Raw genomic sequence first — 17287 nt, forward strand, 5'->3', positions numbered from 1 at the left:
AGTCAGACGAGCAGTCGCCAGAGGCCGATCAGCCCGAGGACGACAATGGCACCGCGCAGGGCCGCCGGCGAAAGCCGGCGGCCGTAACGTGCTCCGACAGCTCCACCGATCAGAGAACCGACGGCGATCAGACCCGCGGCCTGCCAGCTGATGTCGTCGAACCTGAAGATCGTGAAAGCAACTGCGGCAACAATATTGACCACAAGCGACAGTAGATTCTTGGCGGCGTTCATGCGCTGCATCGACTCGGGGAGCAGCGCCCCCATCACACCGATCAGCAGAATGCCTTGTGCGGCAGTGAAGTAGCCGCCGTAGATGCCGACCAGCAGAGTGCCGAAAGTGACCAGGGCCATCCGGGTTCGGCTTATGTGATTCGCGGCCTTTCCGGCGGCCTCCGAGCGGCGCTTGGCCCATTCCTGGATCTTCGGTTGTGCGACAACGAGAATCAGCGCGCCGACGAGCAATACCGGAACGACGGAGGCAAAGACCTTCTCCGGTAGATGCAGTAGCAGCCATGCCCCGCCGAGCGCCCCGAGGAACGAGGCGGGCAACTGCCATCGCAGTCGATGCCACTGCCCGCGCAACTCTCTGCGATATCCCCACGTGCCCGAGACGCTCCCCGCGACCAGGCCGATGGCGTTGGACATGGTCGCGACCACCGGGGGATAGCCGAAGGCGACCAGCGTAGGAAACGTGATCAGCGTCCCGGAACCGACGACGGCGTTGATCGCCCCGGCCCCGAGGCCGGCGAGCAGGATGACGAGAATTTCCGATACCGGCACGATGGGGAGGCTACCGATGCCTCGGGTGGTGTGGTCACCGGGGAGTGTGGCCCAGCGGGATGCCGTCGGTTCGCTCGGGACGTACCGTGGAGTGCGTGAGCCTTGCCCAGGACGAACGATCTCAGCTTGTTCAGACCCTCCTCGACGTGGGTCCCGATGCGCCGACGCTGTGCGGTGAGTGGACTGCAGCCGATTTGGCCGCGCATCTCGTGGTCCGAGAACGACGACTCGACGCTTCACCCGGCATCTTTCTTTCCCCACTCGCGGGCTACACCGAGCGAGTGCAGCAGTCCGTGGCGCGCAAGCCGTTCGCGTCCGTGGTGGAGGACGTGCGCACGGGTCCGCCGATGTGGTCGCCGTTCGCTCTGCTGGATCCTCTGATCAATCTCGGAGAGATGTTCGTGCACCACGAGGACCTTCGCCGAGCGGGCGAGAGTTGGACTCGTCGAGCGCTCCCCGGTGCCGTGGAGAACCGACTCTGGCCGCAGGTGCGTCTGGTGGGCCGGGGCGGTCACCGATCCTCGCCCGTTCCCGTGCACGTGCGGACCCCCGACGGTCGACGGGCCACCTTCAAGGGTGGCTCGGGTCCCGGTGTGACGGTGGTGGGGGAGCCGTCGGAGTTGTTGCTCTACGCATTCGGTCGCGACCAGGTCCAGGTGGAGTACGAGGGTTCCGCGGGCGACGTTGCGGCTGTGAAGGCACTCGATCTGAGCTTCTGACGCATTCCCGTCCGCTGTTACTGGTGTTGCGGATGGTTTCGACGGGGCTGTTGCGACTAGCCTGGGGTCATGGCAGGAAAGACCAGCACCTCCACCGCCAGGGCCGGGTCCAGCGGATCCGGCTCTTCGCGCGCGTCCGGCACCGCCCGTAAACCCGGTGGCGGCCGCACCGCGCGCACCGTCACGACACCGAAGAAGCCCACCGCGCCGCGCAACCCGGCGACCTCCCGCGCGAACGCGTCATCGCGAGGCAAGGCGCCGGCGAGGGGTGCGTCCGCAGCTCGGCGGCCCGCAGCCAAGAAGAAGTCACGCGGTGCCCTCGACGCGATCGGGCGAGGCATTGCGTCCACCTGGTCGATGGCGGCTCGCGGAGTCGGTGCCACGACCCGGACGGTGAGCAAGGCTGCCGACATCGAGCACGGCCACCGTAGGGACGGGATCGCCCTCGGATTGATCGCCGTCAGCGTGGTCGTCGCCGCGAGTGTGTGGTTGAGCGCCGGGGGACCGGTCGGCGAATGGATCGAGGTGGGAATCCGCGCCGTCATCGGAGAGGCCGGATACGTCGCACCCGTGCTCGGCGTGGCCATCGCCGTCGTTCTCATGCGCTCCGAGCCTCATCCGGAGGTCCGGCCGCGACTGGTTCTCGGGTCGATCCTTCTCGGCCTCCCGATCCTCGGACTGTGGCACATGGCAGCCGGCTCACCGACCGACGCGGCCGGCCGATCCGAGGGTGCAGGCTTCGTCGGCTATGTGGCGGGCGGGCCCATCGCCGACGGCCTCACCGTCTGGCTGGCAGTGCCGTTGCTCCTGCTCGCAGGGTTGTTCGGCGTATTGCTGCTCACCGGTACCACCGTGCGCGACGTGCCGGATCGAATGCGTGCCCTGTTCGGCACCGACAGCCGCGGCGACGAATACGACGAGTACGACCCGGCCGACTTCGGTTCCGAGTTCGGTGACGAGGGCTACGGCGACTACGACACCAACTTCGACGCCGACGGCTACCCGGTCCACGGCGGCGCAGACCCGCACGACAACTATCCGACCGAGGAATACATCCCGGTCGTCAAGCCCCCACGTGCGCGCAAGACCCCGCCGCCCGAGGCCGCCACCGAGGTCATCGCGCCTGCCGCCGCTGTGCCCACTCCCGAGCCGGTTGCGCCCCCACGTCCCAAGCCCAAGCCGATCGTCAAGGCGGCCGAGCCGAAGCCGGCAGCCGAGGACGAGAAGATCGTCGTCGATCGCGTCGTCGACGGGGATTACACGCTGCCGTCTCTGTCGCTGCTGATCGACGGCGATCCGCCCAAGACCCGCAGCCAGGCCAACGACGCGATGATCGAGGCGATCTCCGAGGTACTCGAGCAGTTCAAGATCGATGCCGCGGTCACCGGTTTCACCCGCGGCCCGACGGTCACGCGCTACGAGGTGGAGCTCGGCCCCGGCGTCAAGGTCGAGAAGATCACCGCACTCGCCCGCAACATCGCCTATGCCGTCGCCACCGACAACGTGCGCCTGCTCGCGCCGATCCCGGGCAAGTCCGCGGTCGGTATCGAGGTGCCGAACTCGGACCGCGAGATGGTTCGCCTGGCCGACGTGCTGACCGCGCCGTCGACGCGTAAGGATCACCATCCATTGGTGATCGGTCTTGGTAAGGACATCGAGGGCGACTTCGTCAGTGCCAATCTCGCGAAGATGCCCCACTTGCTGGTGGCCGGCTCCACCGGTTCCGGTAAGTCGAGTTTCGTGAACTCGATGCTGGTCTCGCTGCTCGCGCGGGCTACTCCGGACGAGGTGCGGATGATTCTCATCGACCCGAAGATGGTGGAGCTCACGCCCTACGAGGGTATTCCGCACCTCATCACCCCGATCATCACGCAGCCCAAGAAGGCTGCTGCTGCCCTGGCGTGGCTCGTCGAGGAGATGGAGCAGCGCTACCAGGACATGCAGATCAACAAGGTTCGGCACATCGACGATTTCAACAAGAAGGTGCGATCCGGCGAGATCACCGCACCGCTCGGCAGCGAGCGCGTCTACCGGCCGTACCCCTACATCCTGGCGATCGTCGACGAGCTGGCCGACCTCATGATGACCGCTCCGCGCGACGTCGAAGAAGCGATCGTGCGGATCACCCAGAAGGCTCGTGCGGCCGGTATCCACCTGGTGCTCGCCACCCAGCGGCCCTCCGTCGACGTGGTCACCGGTTTGATCAAGACCAACGTGCCCTCGCGTCTGGCCTTCGCCACCTCGTCACTGACCGACTCCCGCGTCATCCTCGATCAGCCCGGGGCCGAGAAGCTCATCGGCATGGGCGACGCGCTGTTCCTGCCGATGGGTGCGGGCAAGCCGACGCGTCTGCAGGGAGCGTTCATCACCGACGAGGAGATCGCCGCCGTCGTCGACTTCGCCAAGAACCAGGCCGAGCCCGAGTACAACGACACGGTCACCGCAGCGAAGGTGTCGGACAAGAAGGATGTCGACCCCGATATCGGCGACGATCTCGACGTGCTGTTGCAGGCGGTCGAGCTGGTCGTGACGAGTCAGTTCGGTTCGACGTCGATGCTGCAGCGCAAGCTTCGTGTCGGCTTCGCGAAGGCCGGACGACTGATGGACCTGATGGAGAACCGCGGAGTCGTGGGTCCGAGCGAGGGATCGAAGGCCCGCGAGGTGCTGGTCAAACCGGACGAACTCGACGGTCTGCTGTGGTCGATCAAGGGCGGCGACCCGGACGAACAGCCGGCGTCGGACGAGTTCTGATCGCTCCCCGGTCGGGGTGAATGGACCACTGCAGCCGTCTGGGCGGTGCAGTGGTCCATTCACGCGAACCGGGTGAGCGGGTAGCTCAGGACGTGAAGGTGCCCATGACGGGTGTCCACTCGTGGAAGGTGGCCGACTCGATCAGGTTCTCCACCGCGAACGGATCCTGCGCGAACAGCGTCTGCACTGTGGCGGCATCGGGACCCTCCACCAGCAGCAGTGCTCCGCTGCCATCGGCGTACGGGCCGCTCGAGACCAGGGTCTTGCTTTCGAGCAAGTCGGCAAGCCATGCACGGTGGGCCGCGCGGTGGGTGTCACGGCCGTCCGTTGTGGTGGTCGAGTAGGTATAGGTGACGGCAATCAGGGGCATGAGGTCTCTTCCGAATTTCAAGGGGTGGTTCGGAGAATTCTGTCAGAGGGACAGCAACATTCGCGTGTTACCCAGAGTGTTCGGTTTGACGTAGCTCAGATCGAGGAACTCGGCCACGCCGGTGTCGTACGAGCGGCACATCTCCGCGTACACCTCGGCCGTGACGGGGGTTCCGTCGATCTCGGTGAACCCGTGTCGGGAGAAGAAATCCACCTCGAACGTCAGCACGAACACCTTCTGCAGCGCCAGATCACGCGCGACCTCGATGAGTTTGGCGACGATCAGGTGGCCGGCGCCGTGACCCTTGGCGGCTGGATCGACGGCGACAGTGCGAACCTCGCCGAGATCGGCCCAGAGCACGTGCAGCGCACCGCAACCGATGACCTCGCCGTCACGCTCGGCGATCCAGAACTCCTGCACTGCCTCGTACAGGGTGACCAGGTTCTTCTCCAGCAGAATGCGTCCGGCGTAGATGTCGATCAAGCGCTTGATCTCGGGGATGTCGGAGGTCCTGGCTCGACGCACTACGAGAGTGCCGTCGTTCGCGGAACTACGGTCCACGATGTCGGAGTGCACGTCGGATTCGGGATCTGCAGTGTCGCGACTCGCCCGATTCGGCCCAGAAGTCATGTGGTGAACAGTAGTCAGTACTACAACCGATAAACTTTTCGTGTGTCGATCAGTGAGCTGTGTCCCCGTCTCGACGGGTCCGTGCTGTGCACAGCCCGACACACCCACGTATGTATCGCCCACGGCGTGCGAGCTCGGCGATGAGCGGGCCGGTCGCGCCCGATCACGGTGTTCCGTCCACCGGCGGGATTCCCGTGGGCGGGGCCCCGAGTACCGGGGGTGTTTCGCGCAACTCCTCACTACCTCACGGCAACGCCGCCCCCGGCGGAACGGACGAGGTGCCGTTGCTCAACATTGCCAACGTCCTGACGGTGCTCCGAATCGCATTGGTCCCGGTGTTCCTGGCGGCGCTGTTCGTCGGCGACGGTCAGGACACTGCGTGGCGGTTGGCAGCGACCGCGATTTTCGCGGCTGCTGCCATCACCGATCGAATCGACGGCCAGTTGGCTCGCAAGTACGGTCTGGTCACCGATTTCGGCAAGATGGCCGACCCCATTGCGGACAAGGCACTGATCGGTGCGGCGCTCGTCGGATTGTCCATGTTGGGCGAGCTTTCCTGGTGGGTGACGGTGATCATCGGCGTGCGGGAGATCGGCATCACCGCGGTGCGGTTCGCCGTCATTCGCCACGGCGTCATTCCCGCAGGCCGCGGCGGGAAGGTGAAGACGCTGGTGCAGACGTTCGCCATCGGGGTGTATCTGTGCCCGCTGCCGAGCGTCGTCGATCCGGTTGCCGTTGCTCTGATGGCGCTTGCGGTACTGCTGACCGTGTACACCGGAGCGGACTACGTGGTGCAGGCCATTCGCCTGCGCCGGGGCGTGTCCTCGGTATGAACGGCTGCGACGCGACCTCGGTGACGGCCGTGTCGCGCACGCACGAGCAGTCGATCGATTCGGCGGGATACAGTCTTGACAGCCGTGTCGGAACTGCTTCGGCACGTGTTGGAGTGAAGGGGCATATAGGGTCGGGAACCAATCGCACCGGCCGGAACGTTGAACATCATGACGGCTCCGGACGAACGAGATATGAACGTTGTCGTCTCGACGGCACAGTCGTCGGCACGAACACCAACGAGGAGGAGCGAGATGGCGCTGCTATTGCGTGAAGCACTCGGCGACAGTTTGCGGCGTACTCGCGTCGCACAGAGCCGAACCCTGCGTGAAGTCTCGAACACCGCACGCGTGAGCCTCGGATACCTGTCCGAGGTGGAACGTGGCCGCAAGGAGGCGTCGAGCGAACTCCTCGCCGCGATCTGCGATGCCCTCGCCGTCCCGCTGGCGGACGTCATGAGCGATGTCAGTGTGGTCCTGTCCGACGCATCGATCGCCGCAGCGCGATCCGACGAGGCAGCTGTCGCCACTCGGATCGACGGCGATACTCGCGTCGTGATTCCGGCACCTGCTGCCAGAGCACTCGCTGCCGCCTAAGATCGGCAAAGTACCCAGTTCCACTTCCTGATCCACACCACGCACCCGACTTTCACAGCACGGACAGGTTCATTTCGGTCACTGCGAGAGCAGCCGACCCGTACGCGGCCACCGCGGCGCAACAGATGGAGGCAGGACCACCCCATGGCTAATCCTTTCGTCAAAGCCTGGAAGTACATGATGGCGCTCTTCAATTCCAAGATCGACGAGAAGGCCGACCCCAAAGTTCAGATCCAGCAGGCCATCGAGGACGCACAGCGGCAGCATCAGGCACTGTCCCAGCAGGCCGCGTCCGTCATCGGTAATCAGCGCCAGCTCGAGATGAAGCTCAGCCGGCAGCTGGACGAGGTCGAGAAGCTCAATGCGAACGCACGGCAGGCGGTGACGCTGGCAGATCAGGCCGCCTCCGCGGGCGACATCGAGAAGGCGACGCAGTACACGAACGCTGCCGAGGCATTCGCTGCGCAGCTGGTGACCGCGGAGCAGAGCGTCGAAGACCTCAAGGTTCTGCACGATCAGTCGCTCCAGGCTGCCACTCAGGCCAAGAAGGCCGTCGAGCAGAACGCCATGGCGCTGCAGTCCAAGGTTGCCGAGCGCACCAAGCTGCTGAGCCAGCTCGAGCAAGCGAAGATGCAGGAGAAGGTCAGCGAATCCCTGCGGTCGATGGACAGCACGCTGTCCGCGCCGGGGAACACTCCGAGTCTCGATGCAGTGCGCGACAAGATCGAGCGGCGTTATGCCGATGCTCTCGGATCGGCGGAGCTGGCTCAGAACACGGTCTCGGGTCGCATGCTCGAGGTGCAGCAGGCGTCCGTACAGATGGCGGGCCACAGTCGACTCGAGCAGATTCGCGCATCGATGGCAGGCGATTCGCTCCCATCGGGCAATGCTGCGGCCAAGCCCTCGATCGCCAAGTCCCCGGACGCGACACCCGAGCCTCCGGCTCAGGCGTGATCGAGCGAACGAACAGCTCGGTCGTCTGACAGCAGTTTCGACATGGGTAGCAGAGAGCACGAATCCGGCCGGTCGCGTAAGCGGCCGGCCGTTTCGCTCGATCGGGACTCCGTGACCGCAGCGGTGACGGAGTCCGGCGCGGTGGTCAGATCTCTGGCGGAGTCCGCTCGCAATGTCGGCACCTCGATTCTCGACGCGGCCGGCCGTAGAAGGGATCCCCGCGCCAAGCATCTGAAGAAGATTCGCCGGGCCAGACGACGTGGAATCAGGTTCGGCGCGGCGTCCACCACGACGGCACTGGGGACAGCGGGAATGGCTGTGTTGTCGGCGCCGGAATGGACCTTGCTCGTCGGCGGCGGTGGCGCTGCGCTGATGGCCGTCCCGGCAGCGTTCGCGGTAACGCGGCTACGGCGTCTTCGATCCCAACCGTTGCCGGTAGGCCTGCCGACCAAGCGTGTGTTGCCGCAGCGCGGATCTGCTGCCTACGAGTCGATGACCCGGTTGGCCGGGGCCGAGCAGAGTCTGTTCGAGCTGCTGGGAATTCTGGCGAGGTCCGAGACGATCGGTACCGACGACGTCGAAGAGATGATCGGCGTCACCTCCGATGCTGCCCGCGGTCTCGAGGCAGTGGCGGTCGACATCGCAGCCCTGGAACGCGCCGGGGCGGCGAGTGCTGTGACGCGCGAGCATCTGCGCGACGGAATTGCCTCGGCTGCAGCCGAACTCGCGACGGGGGTCGATCAATACGAGCAGCTCGTCGCGGCTGCCGCGCGGATGACCGGACCTGCCGGCTCGGCGTCGACGACGGTCGTGGAATCGCACCGACGCGAGTTGCTGTCGGCCACGGATCGATTGCAGGGATGGGCCGAGGCGCTCACCGAGATCGATCGGATCCGTTCGCGGCACCGCTGAGACCCTCAGAGACATTTCAGGGTTCACCCCGATGTGTCGGCCGCGCTCCGGTGCCAGTATCGATGTACGCGTTACGACACGGTGCGCGGCGACACGGTAGGAGCACTGCATGTTCTGGAAAGTTCTCGGATTCATCGTTCTGATCTGGATTGCGCTCGCGCTTCTGGGCCCCATCATCAAGGGTGTGTTCTGGCTCGTCGTGGCCGGCGCCATCGTGCTGGGACTGGTGTGGCTGTACAAAGCGATCGCCTCCGATGGCGACCGCTCGTCGTCGAAGTTCTGACTCGGATGTTCGGTCAGGCGCGAGACGCGGAACCCCGATCGACGAACACCCGTAGTGCCCGCGGTACCGAGTGCGCGGTCACCGGTAGATCGGCGACACGCTCGCCGTCTGCGTAGGCAACAATTCCGTTGCACCGCAACGTGACCCGCGTCGAGGTGTAGGTATCCACCTCTGGCAGGTCGACATGTGTTCCCCGGTACAGGGTCGGCGACAATCCCAGCAGCCGAGTTCTGGTCACCCCACGTACGACGGTGACATCGAGCAGACCGTCGTCCACCCGCGCGGCGGGGCATATGGCCATACCGCCGCCGTAGGTATTACCGTTCCCGACGGCGACCAGGGTGGCATCGAGCCGAAGCTCGGCATCGTCGAGTTCGATGACGTACGAAAGCTTTCGGAGCGAAGCCAACTGCAGGAGCATGGCCGCGTTGTACCGCAAGGGTCCACGGGGCCATGTCAGTCGCCTGGCCCGCTCGGTGACGAGGGAGTCGAAACCGCTGGAGAGAACGGTGGCGAACCAGCGGTCGCCGATCCGTCCGAGATCTATTGTGCGAGTAGCATTGTCGACGACTATGTCGGCGGCGTGGGCAGCGTCGTCGCGTGGCAGTCGCAGAACGCGGGCCAGATCGTTGCCGGTGCCGGCCGGTATCAGACCCATCGGGATGTCGGTGCCGGCAAGTACCTGAATCACGAGATTGACCAATCCGTCGCCACCCACTGCGACCACAGCGTCCGTTCCGCTGCCGACGGCCTTCTCGAGCAGCGTCAACGCGTCTCCGGGCGTACGTCCTTCGATGGCCGTGACGTGAAGTTCGCGCTCACGTAGCCGGGCCACGGCGCGACGTCCGGCGTGCGCTGCGCGGCCCCCACCGGCCGCCGGATTGGTCAACACGGTCACCGATCGGGTCACGGTTGGATCGATTCTTCGGTCACATCGATCAGCTTGCCAGGGTCGACGATGTGGCGTGGTGGTGACCGAGGCAAACCCGTTCCGATCGCGTCCGGCGACGATCGTGCATCCGCGTCACCGGCGTCTCGCGGACCGAATGTGACTGTAACCGTGAGGTACTGTAACGAAACAGACTGTTACGACCCGCAGTACAGTCCTTTTGTCCGAATAGTGAAGGGTGGCACGTGACAGAGCAGCCGGTGTCGAGTCCCGCCTCGTCCGAGCCCCCGCAGTCACCGTCCGCGACGGATGCGCCGGAGAAGTCGGTGGAGGACAGCGTTCTCGACGCGGCTCGATCGTGCATCCTCGAACACGGAGTCAAACGTACGACTTTGGCCGAGATCGCTCGCCGTGCCAAGGTCAGCAGGCCCACGGTCTACCGAAGATGGGCCGATACTCGGGCAGTGGTATCGAGCCTGCTCACTCGCGAAATCGGTGCCCTGGTGCCGAACTTCGACGCCACGGCATCGGCGCGAGAACAGATCGTGGCGGCCGTGGGTCAAGTAGCCGACCGCATTCGACTCCATCCGCTCTTCGTGAAGATACTCAGGTCCGATTCCGACGTGCTCGCCACGTACATTCTGCATCGACTCGGAACCAGTCAGTCGTTGATCATCGATGCTCTGTCTTCTCTGATCGTTGCCGGGCAGCGTGATTCCTCGATTCGTCCCGGGGATCCCTCCACGCTGGCGACGCTGGTCCTGCTCATGGTGCAATCGGCAGTACAGTCTGCCGAGATGGTCTCCGAGCGCGTATCCGGCGGCGAGGTGATGCGCGAGATGGCGTACGCAGTCGACAGTTATCTGCGGCCCGAAAGCGCGTGAATCCTACGGGAATCGCGTTGCGCGTCGTGCTCGATCGGTGGGGTGTGACACGCTGAGTCCGTGCGAGTAGCAGTGGTGGCCGGGCCGGACCCAGGGCATGCTTTTCCGGCAATCGCGTTGTCTCTGCTGTTTCGCGAGGCAGGCGACGAGCCGGTCCTCTTCACCGGAAGTCGGTGGATTCCCGACGCCCACGCTGTGGGGCTGCGAGCATTCCCACTGGGCGGTCTCGCACCGCGGCCGGAGGACGACGACCTCGACGCCGGACAGCGCATCCACTCGCGCGCGGCGTTCGTCTCGACCGAATTGCTCCCCGACCTCGCCCGGGAGAATGTCGACCTCGTCGTATCCGACATTCTGACCGCGGGAGGCGGGATGGCTGCCGAACGTCTTGGAATCGCCTGGGTCGAGCTCTCGCCCCACCCCCTGTATTCGCCGTCGAAAGGGTTGCCGCCCATCGGAAGTGGGCTCGCGCCCGGCACCGGACTTCGCGGCAGACTGCGCGACACCGTGATGCGTGCGTTGACGGCGCGCTCGATCGCGCAGGGCCGAACCCAACGCTCGCTCGCCAGGGCGGGCATCGGACTCCCGCCGCAGGATCCCGGCCCGGCTGCTCGACTGATCGCAACGATTCCTGCGCTCGAGGTGGAACGACCCGACTGGCCGACCGACGCCCACGTGGTCGGCCCCCTGTTGTGGGAGCCGACCGAAGACCTGCTCGACGTTCCCGACGGTGAGTCGCCGTTGGTGATGGTGGCTCCGTCGACTGCGTTCACCGGTGCCGAGGGAATGCTCGAGATGGCTTTGAAAGGATTGGGTGGCAAGGGAGTTCGGGTCGTGGCCTCCGTTCTCGACGGTGGCCCCGATGTGCTGCCGGACTGGGCGAATGCCGGGTTGGGTCGCCAGGACGAGCTGCTGCGTCGTGCCGACGTGGTGGTGTGCGGTGCTGGCCACGGAATGTTGGCGAAAGCCCTCATTCACGGCGTACCGGTGGTGACCGTGCCCGGCGGCGGCGACCAGTGGGAATTGGCCAACAGGGCCGCCCGGCAGGGGAGCGCCGTCATCGTGCGCCCCCCGACGTCGACCTCGATCGCCGACGCGGTGGCAACGGTCCTGGCCGATCCGCGCTTCGCCCGGGCCGCGGCGGTGGCTGCGGAGGGAGCGCACTGCGTGGAGGATCCGGTGTCGGTATGTCACGGGGTGCTCGCCCGTAGCACTCCACGGCGCGGGCGTTAGGGTTGACGTTGTGCGTCTGACCGAATTTCGTGAACTGCTCACCGAGGAGTTCGGCTCCGTTCGAGGCAATTCCCTGCTGGCCGATCATGTGCTCTCCGGTATCGGCCGAACCGGGGCGCAGGCCATCGAGGACGGCGTCGATCCGCGGGAAGTGTGGCGATCGATCTGCTACGAGTTCGATGTGCCGAAAGAACGCTGGTAGGTCGTCGAGACCGTTCGATCTTCTCGGCGTGTCGAAAGCCGTGGTAGTTGACTCGAACACGTGTTCGCCTATGCTTGTGTCAACGGCCGCTGAGCGGTCTCGAGAACTTCTTGTCGGTACCCCGTTCTAGCGTTACCGACGACAAGCTGATCGACACGACACAGCTGAACGACACGACACAGGGAGCTCACGATGGCTGCATACGATCGCGACAAAGCACTCGATCTCGCACTGGCGCAGATCGACAAGAACTTCGGCAAGGGTTCGGTGATGCGCCTCGGTGACGAGGTCCGCCAGCCCATCGCCGTCATCCCCACCGGATCCATCGCGCTCGATGTGGCACTCGGCATCGGAGGGTTGCCGCGTGGACGTGTCATCGAGGTCTACGGTCCGGAATCCTCGGGTAAGACCACCGTTGCCCTGCATGCTGTGGCCAGCGCTCAGCGGGCCGGCGGCATCGCCGCCTTCATCGACGCCGAGCACGCTCTCGATCCGGACTACGCGAAGAAGCTCGGTGTCGACACCGATGCACTGCTGGTTTCGCAGCCCGACACCGGTGAGCAGGCTCTCGAGATCGCCGACATGCTGATCCGTTCGGGAGCCCTCGACATCGTCGTGATCGACTCGGTGGCTGCACTCGTGCCACGCGCCGAGATCGAGGGCGAGATGGGCGACAGTCACGTGGGTCTGCAGGCGCGACTGATGAGCCAGGCGCTGCGCAAGATCACCGGTGCCATGAGCAACTCCGGTACCACCGTCATCTTCATCAACCAGCTGCGCGAGAAGATCGGCGTCATGTTCGGCTCTCCCGAAACCACCACCGGTGGTAAGGCATTGAAGTTCTACGCCTCGGTACGCCTCGACATCCGCCGCATCGAGACCTTGAAGGACGGAACCGACGCGATCGGTAACCGCACCCGGGTGAAGGTGGTCAAGAACAAGGTTGCGCCGCCGTTCAAGCAGGCCGAGTTCGACATCATCTACGGCAAGGGCATCAGCCGCGAGGGCTCGTTGATCGACATGGGCGTCGAGCACGGCTTCATTCGCAAGTCGGGATCGTGGTTCACCTACGAGGGTGACCAGCTCGGCCAGGGTAAGGAGAACGCCCGCAAGTTCATGCTCGAGAATCCCGACGTGCGGGACGAGATCGAGAAGAAGATCATGGAGAAGCTGCAGATCGGCGCGGACGTCACCGCAGAGGAGCCCGCAGCTGCTCCGGTCGACTTCTAACCTGTTGTCGCTGTGCAGCAGCAAGACGAAGGCGGCGGCACCGAGGCGCAGGCGAAAGATGCCTGCCTTCGGCTGCTGACCGACCGAGCGCGCAGCAGGCATGAACTCGAAGTGAGCCTGGCCAAGAAGGGTTTCACCGCCGAGATTGCCCAGGCAGTTCTCGACCGGCTCGAAAAGGCCAAACTCGTCGACGACGAATCGTTCGCTCAGCAGTGGGTCCAATCCCGGCACAAATACTCCGGCAAGGGCAAACGCGCACTGAGCATGGAGCTCCGCACCAAGGGTGTGAGCAACGAACTCGCTGTGCACGCACTGGATCTGATCGATGCCGACGACGAGCGCAGGCGTGCAGCAGAGTTGGTACGCAAGCGATTCCGGACTCTGCAGTTGCCGGATCCGGACGCACCCGAAGCCCGCGCCGAGCGAGACAAGATGGTGCGCAAGCTGGTCGGCATGCTCGCACGCCGTGGCTACTCGCAGGGGATGGCGTTTGCGGTCGTCAAGGAACAACTCGACCGCGCAGGAGCCGATACAGAAGACTTCGACGGCCCAGATTCGATGTGATCGTCCACCTCGAATCTGGGTAGTCGAGAAACAGTAAGGCCCGCAACACCATCGGTGTTGCGGGCCTTACTTGTCGAGGGCCTCTGTCAGATGTAGCCGACAGTGGTCAGGCTGCCTGACCGCCGTCGAGAGCCGGCACGACCGCAGTCGGCCCGGCCTTGCGCTTACGAGACCGCAAGCGCCGTTCGACAACGGTGGCAAGCTTGGTCAATGCCGAGTTGATGATGATCATGATGACGGCCACGATGATCAACGACGGCAGGTAGTTGCTGTAGAACGCACCCACCTGCTGACCCGACCGGACCACTTCGACGTAGCCGATGACATAACCGAGCGCAGAGTCCTTCAGCGCCACCACCATCTGCGAGATGATCGCAGGGAGCATCGCTGTCACGGCCTGGGGGAGCAGCACCAACATCATGACCTGGCTCTTGCGCATACCCAGTGCCGACGCGGCTTCTCGCTGGCCCTTCGGCAAGGAGTTGACGCCTGCGCGCACGATCTCGGCGATGACCGAGCCGTTGTACAGAGTCAGGCCGGTGACCACCGCCGCCAGCGCCAGGTACTTGACTTTGAATACCTCGTAGTCGGCGTACACCGCGTAGAGGAAGATCATCAGGATCAGCACCGGGACCGCGCGGAACACCTCCACGATCACACCGCTGACTATCCGTACCGCACTGTGATCGGAGAGCCGTCCGATTCCGAGCACGGCACCGAGGACAAGTGCCAACACGATCGACAATGCTGCCGCTACCAGCGTGCCCTGAATGCCGGGCAGCAGGTAGGTGGTCCACGTGGTCGATTCGAGGAACGGATCCCACTTGGCCGCAGTCAGCTGCCCCTGGGAATCGAGAGCGCGGTAGATCAGAAACGCGATTGCGAGCGAGACGATCGCGACGACACCGGAGAGAATGCGGTACCGGACACGAGCTTTCGGGCCGGGTACGTCGTACAGAACTGCTACTGCATCACTCATCATGACACCGCCAATCGCTTGCTGATGTAGCCGAACAGCAGCCCGGTCGGCAGCGTCAGGACCATGAAGCCGAGCGCGAAGATACCGCCGACCACGAAGATCGCGGCCTCGTTCTCGATCATGTTCTTCATCAGGAACGACGCCTCCGCTACACCGATCACCGACGCGATGGTGGTGTTCTTGGTGAGTGCGATGACGACGCTACCGAGTGGGCCGACCACGGCTCGGAATGCCTGCGGCAGAACGACTATCGAGATGTTCTGGGTGAACGTCATTCCGAGGGAGCGGCCTGCTTCCGCTTGACCGACCGGAACGGTGTTGATTCCGGAACGCAGCGATTCCGCGACGAACGACGCGGTGTAGATGCTCAAACCGAGGATTGCGAGACGGAAGTTGTTGTCCACGAGGAACGTCGACGACGATTCCGTTGCGAGTGAGACACCCAGTGTTTGGTACAGGCCGAACGAGGTGAACAGAATGATCAGGGTCAGCGGGGTGTTACGAAAGATGGTGACGTACGTGGCAGCGATTCCGCGTGCGATCGGGATGGGGGACACCCGCATCGCGGCGATGATCGTTCCGATGATCAAGGCACCGATCAGGGATGCCAACGTCAGATAGATGGTCGAGAGAAACGCGTCGATCAGTTGATCGCCGTACTTGCTCAATAGGTTCACGGTGCTTGTTGATCCTCACGGCTCGGCGAGATCGATCGTCGTGTCCCGCATGCGTTGATGGGGGACACGACGATCGAGTCGATCAGTAGCGGTCGACAGTGGGCTCGGCGGGGAGCGGGTAGCCCGACGCCCCGACGGTGTCGTTGAACGCCTGCTCCCAGGCACCGCTCGTCACCATCTCTTCGATGGCGTCGTTGATCTTGTTGCGTCCGTCGGTGTCGTCCTTGTTGAGGCCGATGCCGTACTTCTCCGTGGTGAAGGGCTCACCGACGACCTTGAACTGTCCGGGGGACTGCGCAGCGTAGCCGGCGAGGATGATGTCGTCGGTGGTGACGGCGTCGACCGAACCGTTACGGAGGGCCTCGACGCACGCGGAGTACGTGTCGTACGGCTGAAGCTGAACACCCTGGTACTTGTCGGCGATGTTCTGCGCCGGAGTCGAACCGGTGACCGAGCACAGCTTCTTACCGCCGCTCAGAGAGTCGGGGCCGGTGATGTCGGTGTTGTCCTCGCGAACCAGCAACGACTGGCCTGCCACGAAGTACGGTCCGGCGAAGCCGACCTTCTCCTTGCGAGTGTCGGTGATCGAGTAGGTGGCGACGATGTAGTCGACCTCACCGTTCTGGATCAGTGTCTCGCGCTGAGCCGACGGGGACTCCTTGAATTCGATGTTCGCCTCGTCCACGCCCAGTTTGCCTGCGACGTACTTGGCCACCTCGACGTCGAATCCGCTGAACGAGCCGTCCGGATTACGCAATCCCAGACCGGGCTGGTCGAACTTGATGCCGACGGTGAGCTTGCCGCCTTCGGCGCTGCTCGAGATGGTGCGGGCCTCCTCGCCGCCGCCACAGGCGGTAGCGACGATGGCAAGGGCGGCGATGGCGACACCGAGGCGAAGCGGTCGGGTGATTCTCACAGTGAATGTCCTTAGGGATCGGGTCGTACTCGTGGGATGAACGGTGAAGTGAGTCAGTGACCGAGGATCTTGCCGAGGAAGTCCTTGGCTCGTTCCGACTTCGGGGACTTGAAGAAGGACTCGGGATCGGTGTCTTCGACGACGGCACCGTCGGCCATGAAGATGACGCGATCTCCGGCTTTACGGGCGAAACCCATCTCGTGGGTGACCACGAGCATCGTCATGCCCTCCTTCGCGAGCGAGGTCATGACGTCGAGTACCTCGTTCACCATCTCGGGGTCCAGGGCCGAGGTGGGCTCGTCGAACAGCATCACCTTGGGGTTCATTGCCAGTGACCGTGCGATGGCCACGCGCTGCTGTTGACCGCCGGAGAGCTGGGCGGGGTACTTGTCGGCCTGGTTGGCGATGCCGACTCGCTCGAGGAGCGCCAGCGCACTCTTCTCTGCCGCGTCCTTCTTCTGCTTGCGTACCTTCATGGGCGCGAGCATGACGTTCTGCAGAATCGTCTTGTGTGCGAACAGGTTGAACGACTGGAACACCATGCCCACGTCGGCTCGCAGGGCAGCAAGTGCCTTGCCCTCGGCGGGGAGCAGATCTCCGTCGACCTCGATGGCACCGGAGTCGATCGGCTCCAACCGGTTGATGGTGCGGCACAGCGTCGACTTGCCCGATCCCGAAGGGCCGACGACGATGACGACCTGTCCGGCCGGCACCTCCAGGTTGATGTCCTTGAGGACGTGTAGATCACCGAAGTGTTTGTCGACGGATTTGAGCGAGATCATCGAAGGTGCGCCCGGCGGGGGTGTCGATGCCGGCGCGTCGGTGGCGTGCGTCATAAGTCGGAACCCTATGCGTAGTTTCCTCGCCGACCGGCGTTTTCGCCCG

Annotated in this window: 20 protein-coding genes; 12 read left to right on the forward strand and 8 right to left on the reverse strand. The window is 64.3% G+C overall.

The window, feature by feature from the left end:
* Positions 1-2: 2 nt before the first annotated feature.
* Positions 3-782 carry a sulfite exporter TauE/SafE family protein gene (locus ACNEOT_RS13870; RefSeq protein WP_415974590.1) on the reverse strand — a complete coding sequence of 260 codons (780 nt, stop codon included), beginning with the start codon at positions 780-782 and terminating at the stop codon, positions 3-5.
* 95 nt (positions 783-877) lie between these two features.
* On the opposite strand from ACNEOT_RS13870, the gene ACNEOT_RS13875 reads away from it, so the two are divergent.
* Both ACNEOT_RS13875 and ACNEOT_RS13880 read left to right on the forward strand, forming a co-directional pair.
* Entirely contained in the window at positions 878-1501 is a 624-nt protein-coding gene (locus ACNEOT_RS13875; RefSeq protein ID WP_415974591.1) for a TIGR03085 family metal-binding protein, read from the forward strand.
* Positions 1502-1570: 69 nt separating this feature from the next.
* Positions 1571-4252 carry a DNA translocase FtsK gene (locus ACNEOT_RS13880; RefSeq protein ID WP_415974592.1) on the forward strand — a complete coding sequence of 894 codons (2682 nt, stop codon included), beginning with the start codon at positions 1571-1573 and terminating at the stop codon, positions 4250-4252.
* An 85-nt stretch (positions 4253-4337) separates the two neighbouring features.
* Here ACNEOT_RS13880 and ACNEOT_RS13885 read toward each other — a convergent pair whose 3' ends face one another.
* Positions 4338-4622 carry a YciI family protein gene (locus ACNEOT_RS13885; protein ID WP_415974593.1) on the reverse strand — a complete coding sequence of 95 codons (285 nt, stop codon included), beginning with the start codon at positions 4620-4622 and terminating at the stop codon, positions 4338-4340.
* A 42-nt stretch (positions 4623-4664) separates the two neighbouring features.
* Entirely contained in the window at positions 4665-5252 is a 588-nt protein-coding gene (locus ACNEOT_RS13890) for an amino-acid N-acetyltransferase (RefSeq protein WP_415974594.1), read from the reverse strand.
* A 140-nt stretch (positions 5253-5392) separates the two neighbouring features.
* On the opposite strand from ACNEOT_RS13890, the gene pgsA reads away from it, so the two are divergent.
* The 5 genes from pgsA to ACNEOT_RS13915 all read left to right on the forward strand — a co-directional run bounded on the left by pgsA (position 5393) and on the right by ACNEOT_RS13915 (position 8828).
* A complete protein-coding gene (pgsA, locus tag ACNEOT_RS13895) occupies positions 5393-6085 on the forward strand; it encodes a CDP-diacylglycerol--glycerol-3-phosphate 3-phosphatidyltransferase (protein ID WP_415974595.1) in 693 nt (230 codons plus the stop codon).
* Positions 6086-6337: 252 nt separating this feature from the next.
* Positions 6338-6679 (forward strand): helix-turn-helix domain-containing protein, encoded by a 342-nt coding sequence (locus ACNEOT_RS13900; RefSeq protein WP_415974596.1) that lies wholly within the window; start codon positions 6338-6340, stop codon positions 6677-6679.
* A 144-nt stretch (positions 6680-6823) separates the two neighbouring features.
* Complete coding sequence (locus ACNEOT_RS13905; RefSeq protein ID WP_415974597.1) at positions 6824-7633, forward strand: PspA/IM30 family protein; 810 nt, start codon at positions 6824-6826, stop codon at positions 7631-7633.
* A gap of 42 nt (positions 7634-7675) precedes the next feature.
* Positions 7676-8545 carry a phage shock envelope stress response protein PspM gene (gene pspM, locus ACNEOT_RS13910; RefSeq protein WP_415974598.1) on the forward strand — a complete coding sequence of 290 codons (870 nt, stop codon included), beginning with the start codon at positions 7676-7678 and terminating at the stop codon, positions 8543-8545.
* Positions 8546-8654: 109 nt separating this feature from the next.
* Complete coding sequence (locus ACNEOT_RS13915) at positions 8655-8828, forward strand: hypothetical protein (protein ID WP_415974599.1); 174 nt, start codon at positions 8655-8657, stop codon at positions 8826-8828.
* 13 nt (positions 8829-8841) lie between these two features.
* Here the strand turns inward: ACNEOT_RS13915 and ACNEOT_RS13920 are convergent, their stop codons facing one another.
* The gene (locus ACNEOT_RS13920) at positions 8842-9738 is read right to left on the reverse strand and encodes a diacylglycerol kinase (RefSeq protein WP_415974600.1); all 897 of its coding nucleotides are present in this window, start codon (positions 9736-9738) and stop codon (positions 8842-8844) included.
* A 224-nt stretch (positions 9739-9962) separates the two neighbouring features.
* Between ACNEOT_RS13920 and ACNEOT_RS13925 the strand changes: the two genes are divergently transcribed.
* The 5 genes from ACNEOT_RS13925 (at position 9963) to ACNEOT_RS13945 (ending at position 13830) form a co-directional block, all read left to right on the forward strand.
* Positions 9963-10601: a TetR/AcrR family transcriptional regulator gene (locus ACNEOT_RS13925; RefSeq protein ID WP_415974601.1), complete on the forward strand. Its 639-nt coding sequence runs from the start codon at positions 9963-9965 to the stop codon at positions 10599-10601.
* 60 nt (positions 10602-10661) lie between these two features.
* Complete coding sequence (locus ACNEOT_RS13930; protein WP_415974602.1) at positions 10662-11834, forward strand: glycosyltransferase; 1173 nt, start codon at positions 10662-10664, stop codon at positions 11832-11834.
* Between the two features lie 10 nt (positions 11835-11844).
* The gene (locus ACNEOT_RS13935; RefSeq protein ID WP_027496833.1) at positions 11845-12036 is read left to right on the forward strand and encodes a DUF3046 domain-containing protein; all 192 of its coding nucleotides are present in this window, start codon (positions 11845-11847) and stop codon (positions 12034-12036) included.
* Positions 12037-12228: 192 nt separating this feature from the next.
* Positions 12229-13266, forward strand: coding sequence for a recombinase RecA (gene recA / locus ACNEOT_RS13940; protein ID WP_415974603.1), 1038 nt, complete (start codon positions 12229-12231; stop codon positions 13264-13266).
* Between the two features lie 12 nt (positions 13267-13278).
* The gene (locus ACNEOT_RS13945; protein WP_415974604.1) at positions 13279-13830 is read left to right on the forward strand and encodes a regulatory protein RecX; all 552 of its coding nucleotides are present in this window, start codon (positions 13279-13281) and stop codon (positions 13828-13830) included.
* Between the two features lie 106 nt (positions 13831-13936).
* Here the strand turns inward: ACNEOT_RS13945 and ACNEOT_RS13950 are convergent, their stop codons facing one another.
* From ACNEOT_RS13950 to ACNEOT_RS13965, 4 genes are all read right to left on the reverse strand, one after another.
* A complete protein-coding gene (locus ACNEOT_RS13950; protein ID WP_415974605.1) occupies positions 13937-14809 on the reverse strand; it encodes an amino acid ABC transporter permease in 873 nt (290 codons plus the stop codon).
* Entirely contained in the window at positions 14809-15486 is a 678-nt protein-coding gene (locus tag ACNEOT_RS13955) for an amino acid ABC transporter permease (protein WP_415974606.1), read from the reverse strand. Before ACNEOT_RS13955 ends, ACNEOT_RS13950 begins: the two co-directional genes overlap by 1 nt.
* Positions 15487-15568: 82 nt before the next feature.
* Positions 15569-16402, reverse strand: coding sequence for a glutamate ABC transporter substrate-binding protein (locus ACNEOT_RS13960; protein ID WP_415974607.1), 834 nt, complete (start codon positions 16400-16402; stop codon positions 15569-15571).
* Between the two features lie 53 nt (positions 16403-16455).
* Positions 16456-17184: an amino acid ABC transporter ATP-binding protein gene (locus ACNEOT_RS13965; RefSeq protein WP_415975167.1), complete on the reverse strand. Its 729-nt coding sequence runs from the start codon at positions 17182-17184 to the stop codon at positions 16456-16458.
* Between the last annotated feature and the right edge of the window lie 103 nt (positions 17185-17287).

Origin of the sequence: Rhodococcus sp. 077-4, assembly GCF_047782425.1 — a bacterium.
Classification (GTDB): domain Bacteria; phylum Actinomycetota; class Actinomycetes; order Mycobacteriales; family Mycobacteriaceae; genus Rhodococcoides.

What these genes read in the sequence shown, in the direction of transcription:
- ACNEOT_RS13880 (WP_415974592.1), top strand. Translation starts at nt 1,571, where the DNA reads ATGGCAGGAAAGACCAGCACCTCCACCGCCAGGGCCGGGTCCAGCGGA.
- pspM (WP_415974598.1), top strand. Translation starts at nt 7,676, where the DNA reads ATGGGTAGCAGAGAGCACGAATCCGGCCGGTCGCGTAAGCGGCCGGCC.
- ACNEOT_RS13965 (WP_415975167.1), bottom strand. Translation starts at nt 17,184, where the DNA reads ATGATCTCGCTCAAATCCGTCGACAAACACTTCGGTGATCTACACGTC.
- pgsA (WP_415974595.1), top strand. Translation starts at nt 5,393, where the DNA reads ATGAGCGGGCCGGTCGCGCCCGATCACGGTGTTCCGTCCACCGGCGGG.
- ACNEOT_RS13905 (WP_415974597.1), top strand. Translation starts at nt 6,824, where the DNA reads ATGGCTAATCCTTTCGTCAAAGCCTGGAAGTACATGATGGCGCTCTTC.
- ACNEOT_RS13915 (WP_415974599.1), top strand. Translation starts at nt 8,655, where the DNA reads ATGTTCTGGAAAGTTCTCGGATTCATCGTTCTGATCTGGATTGCGCTC.
- recA (WP_415974603.1), top strand. Translation starts at nt 12,229, where the DNA reads ATGGCTGCATACGATCGCGACAAAGCACTCGATCTCGCACTGGCGCAG.
- ACNEOT_RS13885 (WP_415974593.1), bottom strand. Translation starts at nt 4,622, where the DNA reads ATGCCCCTGATTGCCGTCACCTATACCTACTCGACCACCACAACGGAC.
- ACNEOT_RS13950 (WP_415974605.1), bottom strand. Translation starts at nt 14,809, where the DNA reads ATGAGTGATGCAGTAGCAGTTCTGTACGACGTACCCGGCCCGAAAGCT.
- ACNEOT_RS13900 (WP_415974596.1), top strand. Translation starts at nt 6,338, where the DNA reads ATGGCGCTGCTATTGCGTGAAGCACTCGGCGACAGTTTGCGGCGTACT.
- ACNEOT_RS13890 (WP_415974594.1), bottom strand. Translation starts at nt 5,252, where the DNA reads ATGACTTCTGGGCCGAATCGGGCGAGTCGCGACACTGCAGATCCCGAA.